Here is a 17,275-nt window from a genome sequence, read left to right as displayed (position 1 = left end):
GCTTTCCCCCCTCAAAACCGGCCACGGAAGCCGGCATAGACGCTGCGGCCAAGCGTGCCGTAGCGATAGATCGTCTGATACTGCGCATTGAACAGGTTCTCGATCCGCCCGAACAGCGCGACATGCTGGGTGACCGGCAGCTCGGCGCGCAAATCGACCAGCGTGTAGGGGGCAAGCCGCGTGAAGTGCGCCGCGTCGTTGAAGGTTTCGCCCGACCAGCGGACCGCAACGCCGCCCGAAATCCCGCTCGGCAGCGTATAGGTCGCCGATCCGTTCGCCGCATTGCGCGGGCGCCGTGCGAGTTGCAGGCCATCGGTCGCGCCCGGTGACCAGTCTTCCGAGAGCGAATAGGTGTAATTGCCGTCGATCAGCACGCGCTGCCCGAGCCGCAGCGCGCCTTGCGCCTCGACGCCGCGGGCGAAGGCGCGCGACACGTTGGCGTAATAGCCAAAGCGCGCAATCGTCGTGCCGGGCTGGAAGCACACCGCCGTCGTCGGAACGTCAGGGCAGCTGGCAAAAGTGATCAGGTTGGTCGAGCGGCGCTCGAAATAGCTGCCGCCGAGCGTCAGTGCGCCACCCAGCAGCCGCTGTTCGACGCCGGCTTCCCAGCCCTTGGCCTGTTCGGGCCGGAGCGTCTGGTTCCCGTATTCGGAAAAGAGCTGGTACAGCGTCGGTGCCTTGAAGCCCTCGCCATAGCTCGCGCGCAGCGTCGTGCCGCTGCGCAGCGCCCACACCGCGCCCGCCTCGAACAGCGTCTTGCTGCCGAAGCGGCTATGATCGTCGTTGCGCACCCCGCCGCTGAGCGTCAGCCCGTCGGCCACCGTCGCGGTGAGCTTGGCATAGACGCCGGTCAGTGCGGCGCGTGCCCTGTCGGGCGCCGGGATCGGCGTGCCGAGCGTGCCGTCGGGCGACACGGTGCGGAAGCGCGAAACCTCGTGTTCGACGCCGAACACCGCGTCCCAGTCGGTCGCGATGCCGAGGCTGCCTTGATATTCGAGCCGCGAGTTGCGGCCGTTCGCGTCGAAGGTCAGCGGTTGCGGCAGCTCGGGGCTGTAATTGTCACGCTGGATATCGGTATAGCCATAGGCGACGCGATTGCGCAGCCGCCCGCCGAACAGATCGACGTTGAGCCCGGCATAGCCGACGAATTGCGTATCGACCGAAAAGTCTGCCGAATCGCCGGCAAAGCCATCGAGCTCGACGCGACCCCGCGCATAATAGCCGCGGACGTCGGCGCTGATCCCGTCGGCGAGCTTGAGTTCGGCGCGTCCGGTGACGCTCTGGTTGGTATAGCCGTCGGTCTCGGTGCCGCCGAACGCCGGCGCGATGGCGGAGATGCCGGCGGTGGTGAAGCTCTGCGCGCCGATGCGGAAGGTCAGCGGCCCGGTCTTGCCGCCGATCGCCGCGCGCGCGCTGACGGTCTTGCGCGATCCGGCCTCGACGTCGAAGCTCCCCTCGATCGGCTTTTGCGGCAGCGCGGTGACGATGTTGACGACGCCGCCGATCGCCTGGCTGCCCCACAGGATCGATTGCGGCCCGCGCAGCACTTCGATCCGGCTCGCGTCGCCGGTGAGGAGGTTGGCGAAATTATAGCCGCCGCCGGGCGACGAGGGATCGTTGAGCTTGACCCCGTCGATGACGACGACGGTCTGGTCGGTCTCGGCGCCGCGGATGCGCAGCGAGGTATTGGTACCATAGCCGCCGTTGCGCGACATGCTGACGCCGGGCGTGCGAACCAGGAGCTCGGTGACGCCGATGTCCTGGCTGCGATCAATCGCAGCCTTGTCGAGCACGGTGACCGAGGCTGCGACACGCTCGATCGCGGTCGGCACGCGCGTTGCCGTGACGACGATGTCGGCGCTCGCGTCGGTCGGAATGTCGCTCGCCGCATCGGGGCGTGGCGCTTGCTGGGTATCGTCGGGGCGTGGCGGCGTGTCGGCGAAGGCCGGCGTCGCGATCAGCAGGCCGAGTAGCAGGCCCGAGGTCGATGGGTGGAATCGTTTCATGGCAGTCCCCGCTTGTAGACAGTCGGAGACCTGAAGCGCGCAAGGGGGAGGGCGCGAACCATCCCGCCTGCACGATGCAGGTCGGCGATGTCGTCACGCGGGGTCTTCCCCGTTCGCTCGGCGCACCCTGGCCGGTCGAAAGACGACTGCGACGGGCAGGTCTCCTGGCTCACGGGTCACCGTCGTTCCGGCCGCCTTCTCAGGACCCGAAGGTCCCAATGGCAAATGGCCGGGCAACTCGCCGCTTACAGTTGCAGGGGCAGCCGGGGTTTTCCCGTTCCCTTTTCATCCCCGTCGCCGGGGAACCTATCGCAGGACGGCGCGTAGCGGGGGGACGGAAACGGGTCAATCACCTGGATCAGCTCGCGCGGTCGCGCTACGCCGCCCGTGCAATGCGGCGCGGTTCGGTTATGGTCGCTGGGCAGAAACGAACCCTCGAGCGGGAGTCTAGCGGTGCGTCTCCTGATTGCCGATGACGATGCGCGCGCGCCGCGCCAGCTCGCGAGCGATCTCGGGGCGCTGTCGCACGAGGTCGTGATCGTCGGCGATGGCCGGACCGCGCTCGCACGGGCGACGCAGGAAACGTTCGACGCGGTGCTGCTCGAACTGGTGCTGCCCTATGTCGGCGGGGTCGAGATCACGCGTACGCTGCGCGAGCGCGGGCTCGATCTGCCGATCGTGCTGCTGAGCGTGCATGGCGATTTGCCCGACCGGCTCGCCGGGCTCGATGCCGGCGCCGACGACTATCTCGTCAAGCCGATCGCCGCGGTCGAGATCGAGGCGCGGTTGCGCGCGATCCTGCGGCGAGCGACGCGCAGCGGGGGGCACGGCGTGATGCGTGCGGGCGACATCGAAGTGAACGAAATCAAGTATCGCGCACAACGCGGCGGGCGTGTGCTCGCTTTGCCCAAGCTCGAGTTCCAAATGCTGTGCGAACTGATCCGCAACAAGAATGCGATCGTCACGCGCGCGATGTTCTATCGCAACGTGTGGCGCTACGACGGCGAACCCGCGACCAATGTCGTCGAATCCTACATCCGGCGCTTGCGCGGGCATTTGAATGCTGCCGGCGAGCCAGACCCGATCGAGACGATCCGCGGCGTCGGCTATATGCTGGTCGACCACGGCTGAACCGCGCAGGCAAAGAAAAACCCGGCCCGAGCAATGCTCGGACCGGGTCTTCCCGCCTAGTGCCGAGTGATCAGAACTTGGCGGAGAGTTCGAAGCCGTAGGTGCGCGGCGCGTTGAAATTGCCATAGTCGCCGAGAATGCCGCCGTATGCGGTCGAAATCAGCGCACCGGTCGCGCTGTAGTTCTGCACCGGCGTCGAGTTCGCCGACGAGCGACGATAGACGTAGGTCGTGTCGAGCAGGTTGCGCGCCCAGACCGAGACGGTGACCTTGTTATGGTCGTTCACCGCGATGTCGGCGAGCGCGAGGCGCCCGTTCATCACGAAGCTGGCGTCGGTCTTGGTGCTCTCGAGCTGGAAGCTGTACTGGCTGCTCGAATAGTTGCCGTCGAGGTGAAGACGGACGCTGGCATCCCCGATATTCACCGGAACCACGTAGTCGAGCGCGGCGGAGGCCGCATTCTTCGGCGTGTAGACGATGTAGAGCTGCTGCGGCGGCGCACCTGGCGTCAGCGGGTTCACGGCCGAAGGTGCCTTCCAATAGGTGTAGGCATACGAACCGGTCAGCGTCAGCTGCGGGATCGGCTTCACCGTCAGGTCGATTTCGACGCCGCGGATCTTCGATTTTCCGGCATTAGTGGTCTGCTCGATATGCGCGCCGTTGGTCGGGCTCGAGCCGTTGGTGTCGAAATAGTCGAAGTCGAACTGCGTGTTGCTACGATCCATGATGTAGCCTGCGACGTTGAGGCGCGCGCGGTGATCCCAGAAGTCGGCCTTGGCGCCGATTTCGTACGACTTGACCGCTTCCGGACCGAAGGCGTTGAACTGCAGCGAGCGGTCGTTCGCACCACCGGCGCGGAAGCCGGTCGCATATTTTGCGTAGAAGTGGATGTCGCGCGTCGCGTCGAACGCGATGTTGAACATCGGGTCGAAGCGGCTGATGCTGTTCTTGAAGCCGAACGGTGCAACGACGCCGGTCGCACCGGCAAGATCGGTACGGTTGTTGATGACGTAGAGGCTGCCGTGACGGTCGTCCTTGGTCCAGCGACCGCCTGCCGTGATGTGCAGCACGTTGCCGAGCGCCTCGGGCGAGAAGGTCAGATTGCCGAACACCGAATAGTTGTGGTCGGTCGCGGCGCTGGCGCGCGTGATGAACTGGCAGCTGTTGGCGAATTGCGGTGCAGTGGCCGCCAGCGTGTTGTTGCACGATGCATCATAGCGCTGAAGGCCCGAGTTCGCCCCCGTGATCGCGCTCGAATTGCCCGGGATCGGGCTGCGGATCGTATAGGCGGTGCCATCGGCGTTCCACTGGTTGGTCAGTGGGGTGGCGGCATATTCGCTCGCCTGTTCGGTGTAGTAATACGCGCCGACGACATAGTCGAACTGCGGTACGCTGCCGACCGCCTGGAATTCCTGGCTGAACTGGTTCTGCTTGAGGAACGAGAGGCTGTAGCGGCTGAACGTGCCGGTCGTGTTGATCGCGGTCGGGTTCGCGGTGTTGACGACGAACGGCGAGAACGAGCTGCGCTCTGGGCCGCCGGAGTTGTCCCACTGATCGGTCTTGACGCCGCGCCATGCGGTGATCGAGCGCAGCTCGATCCACGGTGCGAGCTTGTACTTCAGATTGGCCGAGAAACCGTGCGTGATGTCGACGCTCGGCTGCTGCGGGACGCCGACATCGGAGATGTACTGGCGCTCGGGATGGACGCCGACGAGCGGCGCCTTGGGCGCGACGCAGATCGGGCGCCCGGCCGCCGACTGCGCTGCGGTGATCGTGCCGCCGCAAGCAGTGCCGGTGCCGGGCACGAACAGCGAGGTGCCAAGGACGCCGGTCGCGCCGTTGGTGTAGGAGCCGACAGCATATTTGCCGGGGTTGTAGTTGAGCAGCTGGCTGAAGTTCGGGCTGTTCTCGTCCTTCGCGTAATCATAAGCGAGGTCAGCGGTGAAGCCGTCGATCGGCTGCCAGCGGGCTGCGACGCGGCCGCCCTTGCGGTCGTAATAATTCCAGCCGGTCGCACCCTGGAGCCGGTTCTTCACCGTCGGATCCTGATGCTGATACACGCCGTCGAACTTGAGCGAGATGTTGTAGAAGCTCGGCAGGTCGAGGTGCAGGTCGGTGTTGCGGGCGCCGTAATTGCCGATGCCAGCGGTGACGCGCGCGTCGAACACGCCGGTCGGGGCCTTCGAGACGAGCGACAGCGCGCCGCCTTCGGTGTTGCGGCCGAACAGCGTGCCCTGCGGACCCTTCAGCACTTCGATGCGCTCGATGTCGAACAGCGCAGCGTTCAGGCCCTGGGTCTTACCCAGCGCGACGCCGTCGATATAGACGCCGACGCCGCCGTCGCGCGCGGTCTGGTTCTGATCGTAGGGGACGATACCGCGGATACCGATCGTCAGCGCCGACTGGCGCGCTTCGAAGGTCGCGACGCGGAGCGACGGGATCGAGCCATCTGCGAGGTTGAACAGGCTGAGCACGTGGCGATCGGCGATGCCCTGTGCGCTGAGCACGCTGATCGAGATCGGCGTCTTCTGCAGGTTGGTTTCACGACGGGTCGCGGTGACGACGATGTCGCCGATGCCGGCGCCCTGCTCTTCGGGAGCTGCGGCGGGCGTCGTCGCCTGCGTGTCGGCGACCGGTGCGGTGGCCGCGGCGTCGGTGGCCGGAGCGGTCTGCGCCAGGGCTGGCGAAGCGGTGAGAGCGATTAGCGCGCCGCCCATGAGCAGCTGCAGGCGGAAGCCCGAACGAACGATCATTGTGATATCCCCTGAACCAGTCGGGCCGTTTAGCCCCGGTCCGGCTCGGCTAGCGCTCGATTGGGTCAGGAATGTTACATTCGCTGCAACCGGCGTATTACCAAAATATCATTTTCGCGTCATAAACCGCGCTTCGATCGATGGCGCCGCCGCGCGGGATCGTTACGTCGCGTAAAATGCAGCGCAAGCGCGCCACTGTACCGGATCTTACGCGCGTTTTTCGGGAAACGATTATTTACGTATTTACCCAAGTGCGGCTAACTTGTCACACAGCGGCGTCTTGTCATGCGCTGCTCTCGTGCGCGCATCGGCGTTGCTGATGTCTGATCTGTGCGAGTCGCACCCCTTACCCGAGTTTTGCGCCGCCCGGACTTTGCGACTAGAGCGCCTCGCGTCATGTCCATATCTTCCCCCACCGCGATCGGCCTCGATTTTGGCACCACCAACTCGGTGGTCGCGCTGTCGCGGGATAGGGCTGCCGAACTTGTCGCGCTCGATGCGCCCGACGCGCGCGACCCCGTCTTCCGCTCGGCCTTGTGCTTCTGGGAAGACGACGGGCGCCATCCCGGGGTGCCGAGCGGGCTCGCCGCCGATGCCGGGCCATGGGCGATCCGCGAATATCTCGAATTCCCGCAGGACAGCCGCTTCCTGCAATCGTTCAAGTCGGTGGTGGCGAGCGCGAGCTTCGAATTCGCCAACGTCTTCGAACGCCGCTTGCGCTTCGAGGAGCTCGGCCAGTTGTTCCTCGCCAAGCTCGCTGCACGCGCCGGCGGTGCGCTCGACGGACAGGCGGCGCGCGTCGTCGTGGGGCGGCCGGTCGAGTTTGCGGGCAGCCGCCCGAACGAGACGCTCGCACGGACGCGCTACGACGCGATGTTCGCCGGGCTCGGTGCCGAGATTCACTATGTCTACGAACCGATTGGCGCGGCGTTCAGCTATGCGTCGCGGATCAGCGACCCGGCGACGATCCTGGTCGCCGATTTCGGCGGCGGGACGAGCGATTTCTCGGTGGTCCACATCGCAGCGCCCGGAGCGGCGCGGCGCTGTACCCCGCTCGGCGCGGCGGGCGTCGGGATTGCGGGCGACCGCTTCGACTATCGGATCGTCGACCATCTCGTCATGCCGTTGCTCGGCAAGGGCGGGTCGTATCGCTCGATGGGCAAGGTGCTCGATATTCCGGGGGGCTATTTCAACGATTTCAGCGACTGGTCGCGGCTCGCGCTGATGCGCAACCGCCGCACGCTCGCCGAACTCGACAAATTGCGCCGCAACGCGGTCGAGCCGGATGCGATCACGCGGATGATCGCGGTGATCGAGCAGGAGCTCGGCTATCAGCTGTACGACGCGGTCGGGCAAGTGAAGCGCGCGCTGTCGAGCAGCGAGGACGCGCATTTCCACTTTGCCGGTGCGGGGCTGACGGTCGAGGCCGATGTCACGCGCGCCGAGTTCGAGACGTGGATCGCGCCCGACATCGCGCGGATCGGCGACGCGGTCGACCGCGCGCTGGCGACGGCGGCAACGCCGGCGAGCGCGATCGACCGCGTCTTCCTGACCGGCGGTACCTCGCTCACCCCGCGCATTCGTCGGCTGTTCGACGAACGCTTCGGCGAGGAGCGGATCGCGACGGGCGGTGAACTGACCTCGATCGCGCACGGGCTGGCCTTGATCGGTCAGCAGGATGATCTGGCCGCGTGGGCGGCATGAAAAGGATGCTACGATGACCGACCGGGTAAAAGTCTATTTCGACGGCGGTTGCCGCCCCAATCCGGGCAAGATGGAATATGCCTATGTCATCGCCGGCGTGGCGCATGCCGAGCTCGACGCGGGCATAGGCTCGAGCATGGATTCGGAATGGCTCGCGCTGATCGCGGCGCTGAAGGGGGCACAGGCGCTTGGCCTCACCGACTTCGTCTTGCTCGGCGATTCGGTCGCGGTGATCGACATGGCCAATGGCCGCACCAAGTGCCGCGGCGACAGCGTCCCGCATCTCGCGGCGTTCCGCGCGCTGTTCGCCGACGGCGCGATGCCCAATCTGCGCTACATCAAGCGTACGCAGAACCTCGCCGGGATCGCGCTGGAGCGCGCGCGGGCGCGGTGACGCTGCTCTACAGCTTCCGCCGCTGCCCCTATGCGATGCGGGCGCGGCTGGCGTTGCTGGCGAGCGGGGAGCCGTTCGAACTCCGCGAGATCATGCTGCGCGACAAGCCCGCGGCGATGCTGGCGGCGTCGCCGAAGGGGACGGTGCCGGTATTGGTGTGCGCCGACGGGCGCGTGATCGACGAAAGCCTCGAGATCATGCTGTGGGCGCTCGGGCGGGCCGACCCCGAGCGCTGGCTGGCGGGGTATGACGCGGCGCTGGTCGAGACGTTCGACACGCAGTTCAAGCACCATCTCGACCGCTACAAATATGCCGAACGCCACGGCGCCGATCCGATCGTGCATCGCGACGCCGGTGTGGCGATGCTCGGGCTGCTCGAAGCGCGACTGTCGGACAGCGCGAATCTGTGCGGGGCGCAGCGCGGGCTGAGCGACATGGCGATCTTCCCGTTCGTCCGGCAGTTCGCGGCGGTCGACCCTGACGGGTTCGCCGCGCAGCCGATCGCGCGGGTGCAGGCGTGGCTCGCACGCCATGTCGCGTCGCCTCTGTTCGAGCAGGCAATGCAGCGTTTCGCCCCGTGGGCGCCCGGCGACCCGCCGATTGTGCTGAACGCAAGCGCCTAACCATCCTCACCGGCACGGGGAGGAGGACCGTGAGCGTTAAGCGAACGGTGAAGGGGCTCGCCGGAAGGACAACGCTTGCGGCTAGCCCCTCCGTCAGCCTTCGGCTGCCACACCCCCGTGCCGGGGAGGATCGGAGCCTATGCCTCCGCCAGATGCGCCAGCGCGGTATGAATCTGCGCGACCACCGCCGCGCCTTCGCCGACCGCGGCGGCGACGCGCTTGGTCGAGCCCGCGCGGACGTCGCCGATCGCGAACACCCCAGGCCGGCTCGTCTCCAGCGGCAGCGCGGTACGGCCATAGCCTTTGGCCTCGTCGATGAAGTCGTCGCCGGTCAGCACGAAGCCCTTGGCATCGGTCGCGACGCAGCCGTCGAGCCATGCCGTATTGGGATCGGCGCCGATGAACAGGAACAGATGCCGCATCTCGCAGTGCGACTGCGCGCCATCCGCCCGGTTGCGGAAGGTCGCGCCGGCGAGCGAGCCCTGCGCATCGCCATCGAGCGCGACGATTTCGCTGCCGACATGCAGCTCGACATTGGGGAGCGCGGCGATCCGATCGATCAGATAGCGCGACATCGTCGCTTCGAGCGGCCGCCGCACGATGAGATGCAGCCGGTCAACGTGCGGCGCGAGGAACACGACCGCCTGCCCCGCCGAATTGCCACCGCCGACCAGCGCGACCTGCTCGCCCGCGCACAATTTGGCCTCGATCGGCGACGCCCAATAGGAGATGCCCGCGCCTTCGAACGTGGCAAGATCGGGCACGTCGGGGCGGCGATAGCGCGCGCCCGAGGCGATCACCACGCTGCGCGTGCGCAGCTGCCGGCCCTCGGACAAGTGGAGCGACAGGGGCGCGCTTCGTTCCTCGACGGCGCACTCGAGCCGCTCTGCGCATAGCGGGATCGCAACCTCGGCGCCGAACTTGAGCGCCTGGTTGAACGCGCGGCCGGCCAGCGCCTGGCCCGAAATGCCGGTCGGGAAGCCAAGGTAATTCTCGATCCGGTTCGACTGGCCCGCCTGGCCGCCCATCGCCACTTCGTCGAGCACGATCACGCCGAGCCCCTCGGACGCGGCATAGACCGAGGCGGCGAGGCCAGCCGGCCCAGCGCCGACGATCGCGACGTCATAGACCTTCGCCGGATCGAGCTCGGCGACCATGCCGAGACAGGCCGCGACTTCGCTCGTGCTCGGATTGCGCAGCACGGTGCCGTTGGGGCAGATCAGCAGCGGCAGTTCGGCGGGAAGCACGCCGAGCCGTTCGACCACGTCGTGGCCTTCGCCATCGACCGCGGCATCGAGCACGAGGTTGGGATAGCCGCTGCGCGTCAGAAAGCCCTGTAGCGCGAGCACCGCCTTGCTGCCGGGATCGCCGATCAGCACCGAGCCCGATCCGCCCGCCTCGATCAAGCCGACGCGGCGCAGGATCAGCGCGCGCATCACGACTTCGCCGACATCGGCCGATCCGACCATCAGCGCGCGCAGATGCGCCGAATCGAACGGCAGCGCGGTGCATCCGGCTTCGCCCGCCGTGCCGCCGGCGAGCGACGGGCGCCCGGCAAGCTGGCTGACTTCGCCGCTGAACTGGCCGGGGCCGTGGACCGTGACAGGCGCTTCATCGCTCAACCCGTCGCGGCGGTGCACCGCGATCCCGCCGCTGAGGACGAGCCAGGTCGGGGCATGCTCGTCGCCGATCGCGAAGATCGGCGAGCCGGGTGCGAAGCTTTGCGCCGGGCCGCTGGCGAAGCGCGACGCGGTTTCGACTTGCGCCGGGGTGAGCACCGGGAAGGCCTGTGCCTGACGCGTGTCGATCGTGCTCATGCGAAAGCCCCTGTTCGAAGTGTGCCGATGCGCACGCCTTTAGCACAGTTGGCGCTGCTTGAGCTCGAACCGTCGCATCGCGACGACGCTTGCGCTCAGCGTGCGCAGTAGCTGTCGAGAAACGCCTGATGCGTCGGCATCCGGCCGACCGCGCCCGCGATATTGCCCTTGAGATCGGCAAAGGCGCGCGCGAGATGCGCGTCGCTCAGCACATGCCCCATATGGTGGTAGCCGCCGGGCTCGAGCCGCTGGCCCAGCATCACTTGCAACCACGAATCCGCCTGGAACAGATCGTCGGCGGTCTGCGGCGTGAGCGCGGATTCGGCGAACAGCGCGATCCGCTGCGCGAGCGTATCGGGAATCTCCATCGTCGCGCAGCGCTGCCAGAAGGGTTCGCGCCGTTCGTTCAGATGATAATGCAGGATAATGAAGTCGCGCACGCGCTCGAGTTCGGTCTCCGCCAGATCGTTGTAGCGCCGCACGACCGAATCCTTGATCCCGGCAAAGGGAAAGGATTGGATCAGCCGCGTGATGCCGATCATGATGAGATGGATGCTGGTCGATTCGAGCGGTTCGACAAAACCACTGGCGAGCCCCAGCGCGACGCAGTTCTTGTCCCACACGCGTTTGCGCCGCCCGGTGACGTAGCGGATCGTCCGCGGCTCGGTGATTGTCTCGCCGTCGACCTGCGCGAGCAGTTTCTCGCGCGCCGCGTCGTCCGACAGATACTCGCTGCAATAGACTAGCCCGTTGCCGACGCGGTGCTGGAGCGGGATCTGCCACTGCCAGCCCGCTTCATGCGCGATGGCGCGTGTGTAGGGTCGGGGCGGCGCGACGGCCTTGGTCTGTACCGCGAGCGCGCGGTTGGTCGGCAGCCAGTGGCTCCAATCCTCATAGCCGGCGTTGAGCGTCTGCTCGATCAGCAGCCCGCGAAAGCCCGAGCAATCGACGAACAGATCGCCGTCGATACGGCGTCCGTCGTCGAGCTCGAGCGCTTCGATGAACCCGCTCTCGGCGTTCTGCACGACACCACCGATCTTGCCCTCGATCCGCGTGACGCCGCGCTTCTCGCTGAAATCGCGGAGGTAGCGCGCGTAGAGCCCGGCATCGAAATGATAGGCATAGTTGATCTTGGCGTCGTCGGCGGTGGCGAACTTGCCTGCCTCGGCGGCGGCAAGCTCGAAGCAATAGGCGCCGAGCTCGTCGGCGATCCCCGCCGCGCGGCCGCGCAGCCACATATGCTGGAAGTCGCCCATCCAGATCGACTGGCCGACGCGCCCGAACGAATGGATGTAGCGATCGCCGTCGCGCGCCCAATTCTCGAACGCGATGCCGAGCTTGAAGGTCGCTCGCGTCGCGCGCAGGAAGTCGCGCTCGTCGAGTTCGAGCAAGCGGTGGAAGGTGCGGATCGTCGGGATCGTCGCTTCGCCGACGCCGACGGTGCCGATCTCGTCGGATTCGACCAGCACGATCTCGAGCAACGGCCCGAGATGTTTCGCCAGCGCCGCCGCCGCGATCCAGCCCGCGGTGCCGCCGCCTGCGACGACGACGCGCTTGATCGTCTGGTCGGGCGAGGGGGCTGCGGTCATCGGTTGAGCCTTTGCAGAAGCTGCGCGCGCAGCCGTCGCGCGGTGAGATCGGTCAGTGGCGCGAGCGCCCCGTGCATCGGCTCGGGAAGATGCGCGGCGGGGAGGTCGGCCGGGCCGAACACATAGTAATCGAACAGCGCGCGCCACGCCTGCTTTTCGGTATCGGGCCGGTCGCGCAAGCTCAGCAAGCCGTGGAGGATGGTGTTCATCGGGCTGTCGAGGAAGCGCGGCGCGTTGTTCCACCAATAATTGACGAGCACGTTGAAGCCGTCGAGCGCCTCGACATTGTGCCACCACAAGGCTGGATAGACGAGCACGTCACCCGGCTCGAGATCGAACACCTCCGCGCTGGCGAGCGCTTCGGCGAAGCGGGGATAGCGTGCCAAATCGGGCGCACGCGCGTCGACCATGCTGACGACCTGGCCGCCGGGCGTCGGCTCGAGCGGGCCGGGATAGAGGTTGGCGATCTGCGCGGGCGGGAACAGCGTGAAGCGGCGACGCCCGACGACGCAGCAGGCGATGTTGTTCGACATGTCGAAATGCGTCGCCGCGGTGGTGCGGTTGCCGATCCAGATGCTCGCGAGCGGCGTCGCGCCTGCAAAATCGGCGGCGAGGTCGTTCTCGGCGCGGAAGCCCGGGAGATAGGTGTCGAGGTCGGTCGAGCCGACGTAGAGCGACGGCGCATCGGGCGCGTCGAGCGTCGACAGCATCCGGTCGAGATAGGCGTCGAGCGCGACGCGCGACGCGGTGAAGTTCATCCCCGTGCCGCTCTCGTCGTAGAAGAAGCGGCCGCCGATCTCGGGCGCGCCGGTATAGCCGACGACTGCCGCACCGCGATCGAACCGCTTGAGATAGGCAGCGGCGGCGGCGGGACTTTCGAGCCCGGCGCGCACGATCGGCCAATCGCGCACCAAAGCGCGCAACACCACCGGACGTTGCTGCGCGATCAGCGTGGCGGGGTGGAGTGGCAGCGTCATGCCGCGCGGCGCTTGCGGTTCTTGAGCTCGATCAGCCGCGTGACATTGCCGAGCGAGGACGCGACGAGGAACGCATGCTGGAGGAAACCCGCGCGGTGCAGCGCATCGAGCGCGGCGGCGTCGAGCCGGGCGAGCCGCTCGGGTCCGATCGTGAAGCAATCGGGCACGCTGTAATGCGTCTCGTCGTCGAGCGCGATGTCGAGCGTGATCGGCTCGATCAGCTCGGCTTGCTCGAACGCGGCGAACATCGGCGCGCGCATCGCGATCCCGTCATGGATCACGCGAAGCACCTTGACGATATGGTCGAGATACGGCGACTGCCCGCCGTGCGGCAGGAAGACCGGCTGGCCATCGGCTGCACCGACGCGCGCGTGGTCGAGATCGACGTGGAGCATCGGTTCGGGCTCGCTGACGCCGTCGCGGTCGACCATGCCGATCAGGAAGGGGCCGCGCTGGTGGAGCGCGGGGATGTGGCGCGCGTCCCAGCCGCGCGGATCGAGGAACAGATTCTCGTCGCGGTCGAGCCCGAGCAAGGCGACGGCATAGAAGGAACCCTCCGCATCGCGCCGAAACACGATCGGATAGTCGCGCTGCGCCGCCTCGAACTCGGTCGGGAAGACGACGCATTGGTTGACCGCATCGCCGAAGCGCGCGGCATGGCCGATGGCAACACGCAGATCGGCATGCGCGATCGTATCGAGGAGAACGGTGTTGGTCATGCTGTGATGGTCATGGAGACGTGATAATCGCCGATCGAGGGAGCGCCAAGCACGGCGCCGACAAATCGTGTCGTATCGTGTACTGGCCGGACGATGCTCCCCCCTCAAGCATCGTCCGGTCAGGCTTCACGCGCTAGAAGCGATAGCGCGCGCCGAACAGGAAGCGGCGTTGCAGCTCCTGTGCGAACCAGACGTTGTTTTCCGAGCGGCCATAGGTGCGCAGGCTCGAATTGGTCAGATTGATCGCTTCGAGCGACAGCGCGATCTTCTTGTTGAGATCATAGCTGATGTTCATGTCGAGCTGACCGAACGGCTTGGTGTAGACCGGGTTCTTGTAGCTGTCGCGATTGAGCGACGAGAGGAACTTGTCGCGCCAATTGTAGCTCAGCCGCGCCGAAATACCGTTCTTGTCATAGATCAGCGTGGCGTTTGCGGTGTTCGACAGCCCGGTCAGCGCGAACTGATCGATGTTCGGATCGCCGCCATTGTTGAAGCCGACATCGCCCTTCACATAGGTAAAGCTCGCCGAGACGCCGATGCCGGTGCGCCCGAAGAAATACTGGCCGGCGATCTCGAAGCCGTAGATCTCGGCGTCCTTGTTGTTGATCGGGCGCGAGATCGTGAAGTTGTAGAGCGGATCCACCGCGGTGCCGTTGATGTCGACCGCCGAGAGGATCTGGTTGACGAACGCCTGGTCGACCGTCTTGGTCACCGCGCTGTAATGCGCGTTGAACTGGCTTGCCGCGGCCGCGGCACCGTCGCGTTGGAGCAGCGCCGAGTAGGTGAACAGGTTGACGTCGCTGATATCGGCGCCGAGCGCGCTGAGCGCGGCCTTTGCCGCCCCCGACGTCGTCCCCGCAGCACCCGAACTTGGGTCGCGCAGGCCGAACAGGCTGCCGTTCGACAGGCCGGTGCCGATGAAATTGTGCACACGCTTGTCGAAGAAGCCCGCCGAGACATAGCTGTCGGGCTTGAAGTAATATTCGAACGACAGATCGATATTGTCCGAAATCAGCGGCGCCAGGTTGGTGTTGCCGGTGTTGGCGGTGGCGACGCCGCCGATCGCCGTCGGCCGCCCTGGCGCGAACACGCTCGTCGAGGAGAAGAGGTTGTCGTAATTCGGGCGTGCGATCGTCCGGCTCGCCGAGAAGCGACCGATCAAGTTGCGCTTGAGTTCGACCTGGAAATCGAACGACGGCAGGATGTTGTCGTACGATCCGATCGCCACCAGCGGTTGCGGGGTCGATCCGACGGTGATCGTGAAGTCGTTGTCGGCGACCCAGGCGATTTGCGTCGGCACGGCCTGGAGCGAGGTCGCGACGTCCTTGGTGTGCTCGTAGCGGCCACCTGCGACGAGGCTTGCTTCGTGGCCCGCAATGTCACCCTTCCAGGTGACTTGCGCATAGCCCGCGTAGATCGTTTCCTTGACCGAATTGTTCTGGTTGGCGGTGATCGAGATCGCGTTGCCCGTCTTGGCATAGGCCGGCGACAGCGCATTGTAGAGCTTCAGCGTATCGCCGCGGAACGCGATCAGGTTCGCGCCGCTCGCCTTGGGGTCATAGCTGCTGAACTTGCACAGCAGGCAGAATTGCTGGAGCACGCCCGGCGCGAGCTTCTGGACGTCGCCGGGGGAAATCGACGCTCCAATTGCCCAGCGTCTGCTGCGTCGACACGAGCTGCTGGTTGGTGTCGCTGTCGCGGTACAGGCCGCCAAAGTCGAACCGGCTCCCGCCGCCCAGATCCCAGCCGAGGTCGGCGCGGACTTCCTTGACCTTCTGCTTCTGGCTCGTGGAGTACGTGCGCGCGATCGACGAGCCGACGTCGTTGACGTCGAGGATGCCGTTATGGTTGCCGCCGGGGAGCGTGGAATCGTTGACGACGATGTCCTGCACCGGGATCAGCCCGCTATAATCGACCGAATGCGCCGAAATGACGGTCGCGCCGAGACCGACCAGGGTCGAGCTCGTGCCGTTGGGGTTGTTCGGCAACACCGACGATTTGCCGTAATGGCCGTCGATCGACAGCGTCAGATTGGGGGCGATGTCCCATTTGGCGTTGAGGCCGTAATCCTCGAGCTGGTTCTTCTGCGCGCGCGCCTGCTGCTCGAAGCCGGTGTCCTTCACGCCGGCGATCGTCTCGTGGAGATAGGTCGTCGTCGCGACCGCCTTGTTGCTGTCGAAGGTGACGACGTCGAACGGGCGGTTGAACCAGTTCGATTCATCCGAGCGCTGCTCGCTCTGCAGCGTGCGCGCGTAGAGCGCATCGGCGGTGATCGTCAGCGAGTCGGTCGGCTTGAACTGGACGATCGCCTGGCCGTTGAGCCGCTCATACTTGTTGTCGGAGAAATGATAGCGGCTGTCGTTCGGCACCGAGACCAATTGCTTGGGGTCGGTCGGCTTGTTGTTGATCTTGGTGGCGGCGTTGACGAAGCCGTTGCCCGGATCGAGGAATTCGGACAGCGTCTTGATGTTCCACGCGTTCGACGTTGCCGACACCGTCGAGAAATGGCGTTGCTGATAGCTGCCGAACAGCGAGATGCCGAAGGTCTGGTCGGGGTTCGACCAGCTGGCGAGTCCGGTGACTTCGGGTGTCACCACCGACCCGCAATCGACGCAGTCGCTCGCGCTTGTATCGTAGTTGAGCTTGCCGCCGAGCGACCCGTTGAAGCCCGACGTCCGTGAATCGAGCGGGCGGCGCGTGACGACGTTGATCGTCGCGCCGATCCCGCCCGAGGGGACTGCTGCGCGGCCGGTCTTGTAGACTTCGAGCGTCTTGACGCCTTCCGAAGCGAGGTTGGAGAAATCGAACGAGCGCGTCACGCCAACCGCGCCATCCGCGCTTTCGTCGCCGCCAACGGTCTGGACGTACGACGAGGCGAGCGTGCGGCCGTTCAAGGTGACGAGGTTGAAGCTCGGGCCGAAGCCGCGGACGGTGACTTGCGCGCCCTGGCCGTTGACGCGGTCGATCGACACGCCGGTGATGCGCTGGAGCGATTCGGCGAGGTTGGTGTCGGGGAACTTGCCGATATCCTCGGCCGAGATCGCATCGACAATGCCCGTCGAATTGCGCTTGATCGAAATCGAGCGTTCGAGCGAGGCGCGCACGCCGGTTACGACGATGTCGTCGGGGTTCGTGGCGGGGTTCGCCGCTTCGGGCACTGCATTGGTCGCGGTGGCGCCCTTTTCGGGAGCGAGCGTGCCGGGCGCTGTATCGGCCTGTGGCGTGCCTTGTTGCGCGGCAACGGGTGCTGCCTGCGCCTGCGCGGTTTGTGGAAGTGCGAGTCCGGCGGCGAGCGCGATGAGCGAAGCCGACCACACTTGGGCCGACGCGTGATGATAGGCCTTCATGGACCCCTCCCTGCTGTGTGCGGCCTTATCTGGCCGCTCCGATGACATGCCGACCCCCTGCTGAACCGGCTGGGATAGCGCTATCCTTTTGTCCTACGTTGTCAAGATGAATTTCCGGGTCGCACCGGCGGTGATGGGGAGGCGCGCATCGCCAATATCGTGTGCAGATGCGAGAAAAACGTACATCTTAAAGCAGATTATGGTCTGTTGCGCGCT

10 protein-coding genes, 1 pseudogene and 1 riboswitch are annotated in these 17,275 nt (G+C 65.9%); of the genes and pseudogenes, 4 read left to right on the top strand and 7 right to left on the bottom strand.

The genetic code is table 11. From position 1 onward, the window contains the following. Positions 1-11 precede the first annotated feature (11 nt). The gene (locus tag ABIB28_RS06600) at positions 12-2,006 is read right to left on the bottom strand and encodes a TonB-dependent receptor plug domain-containing protein (RefSeq protein WP_354287268.1); all 1,995 of its coding nucleotides are present in this window, start codon (positions 2,004-2,006) and stop codon (positions 12-14) included. Between the two features lie 137 nt (positions 2,007-2,143). After that, positions 2,144-2,331: riboswitch (cobalamin riboswitch) on the bottom strand. Between the two features lie 128 nt (positions 2,332-2,459). On the opposite strand from ABIB28_RS06600, the gene ABIB28_RS06595 reads away from it, so the two are divergent. After that, a complete protein-coding gene (locus ABIB28_RS06595; RefSeq protein WP_322161963.1) occupies positions 2,460-3,137 on the top strand; it encodes a response regulator transcription factor in 678 nt (225 codons plus the stop codon). A 70-nt stretch (positions 3,138-3,207) separates the two neighbouring features. Here ABIB28_RS06595 and ABIB28_RS06590 read toward each other — a convergent pair whose 3' ends face one another. Continuing rightward, positions 3,208-5,889 (bottom strand): TonB-dependent receptor, encoded by a 2,682-nt coding sequence (locus ABIB28_RS06590; RefSeq protein WP_354287265.1) that lies wholly within the window; start codon positions 5,887-5,889, stop codon positions 3,208-3,210. A 396-nt stretch (positions 5,890-6,285) separates the two neighbouring features. Here ABIB28_RS06590 and ABIB28_RS06585 point away from each other — a divergent pair, with 396 nt between their 5' ends. From ABIB28_RS06585 to ABIB28_RS06575, 3 genes are read left to right on the top strand one after another with little or no spacing between them, the layout of a single operon-like run. Beyond that, a complete protein-coding gene (locus ABIB28_RS06585) occupies positions 6,286-7,593 on the top strand; it encodes an Hsp70 family protein (protein WP_354287264.1) in 1,308 nt (435 codons plus the stop codon). A gap of 13 nt (positions 7,594-7,606) precedes the next feature. Continuing rightward, positions 7,607-7,987, top strand: a complete 381-nt coding sequence (locus ABIB28_RS06580; protein WP_189676327.1) for a reverse transcriptase-like protein — start codon at positions 7,607-7,609, stop codon at positions 7,985-7,987. Beyond that, complete coding sequence (locus ABIB28_RS06575; protein ID WP_354287262.1) at positions 7,984-8,610, top strand: glutathione S-transferase; 627 nt, start codon at positions 7,984-7,986, stop codon at positions 8,608-8,610. Before ABIB28_RS06580 ends, ABIB28_RS06575 begins: the two co-directional genes overlap by 4 nt. A gap of 137 nt (positions 8,611-8,747) precedes the next feature. Here the strand turns inward: ABIB28_RS06575 and ABIB28_RS06570 are convergent, their stop codons facing one another. From ABIB28_RS06570 to ABIB28_RS06550, 5 genes and pseudogenes are all read right to left on the bottom strand, one after another. Further along, positions 8,748-10,427 (bottom strand): FAD-dependent oxidoreductase, encoded by a 1,680-nt coding sequence (locus tag ABIB28_RS06570; RefSeq protein ID WP_133191518.1) that lies wholly within the window; start codon positions 10,425-10,427, stop codon positions 8,748-8,750. A 95-nt stretch (positions 10,428-10,522) separates the two neighbouring features. Then, positions 10,523-12,016: a tryptophan halogenase family protein gene (locus ABIB28_RS06565; RefSeq protein WP_354287260.1), complete on the bottom strand. Its 1,494-nt coding sequence runs from the start codon at positions 12,014-12,016 to the stop codon at positions 10,523-10,525. Next, a complete protein-coding gene (locus ABIB28_RS06560; RefSeq protein ID WP_354287259.1) occupies positions 12,013-12,993 on the bottom strand; it encodes a cupin-like domain-containing protein in 981 nt (326 codons plus the stop codon). The genes ABIB28_RS06565 and ABIB28_RS06560 overlap by 4 nt, the downstream gene beginning before the upstream one ends. Next, the gene (locus ABIB28_RS06555; protein ID WP_133191521.1) at positions 12,990-13,712 is read right to left on the bottom strand and encodes a SapC family protein; all 723 of its coding nucleotides are present in this window, start codon (positions 13,710-13,712) and stop codon (positions 12,990-12,992) included. The genes ABIB28_RS06560 and ABIB28_RS06555 overlap by 4 nt, the downstream gene beginning before the upstream one ends. Positions 13,713-13,845: 133 nt before the next feature. Next, positions 13,846-17,059 (bottom strand): annotated as a pseudogene (locus tag ABIB28_RS06550) (TonB-dependent receptor). Positions 17,060-17,275 lie beyond the last annotated feature (216 nt).

Origin of the sequence: Sphingomonas sp. UYEF23 (assembly GCF_040546165.1) — a bacterium.
Lineage (GTDB): Bacteria > Pseudomonadota > Alphaproteobacteria > Sphingomonadales > Sphingomonadaceae > Sphingomonas > Sphingomonas glacialis.
This window is presented reverse-complemented; position numbering and strand designations above follow the sequence as displayed.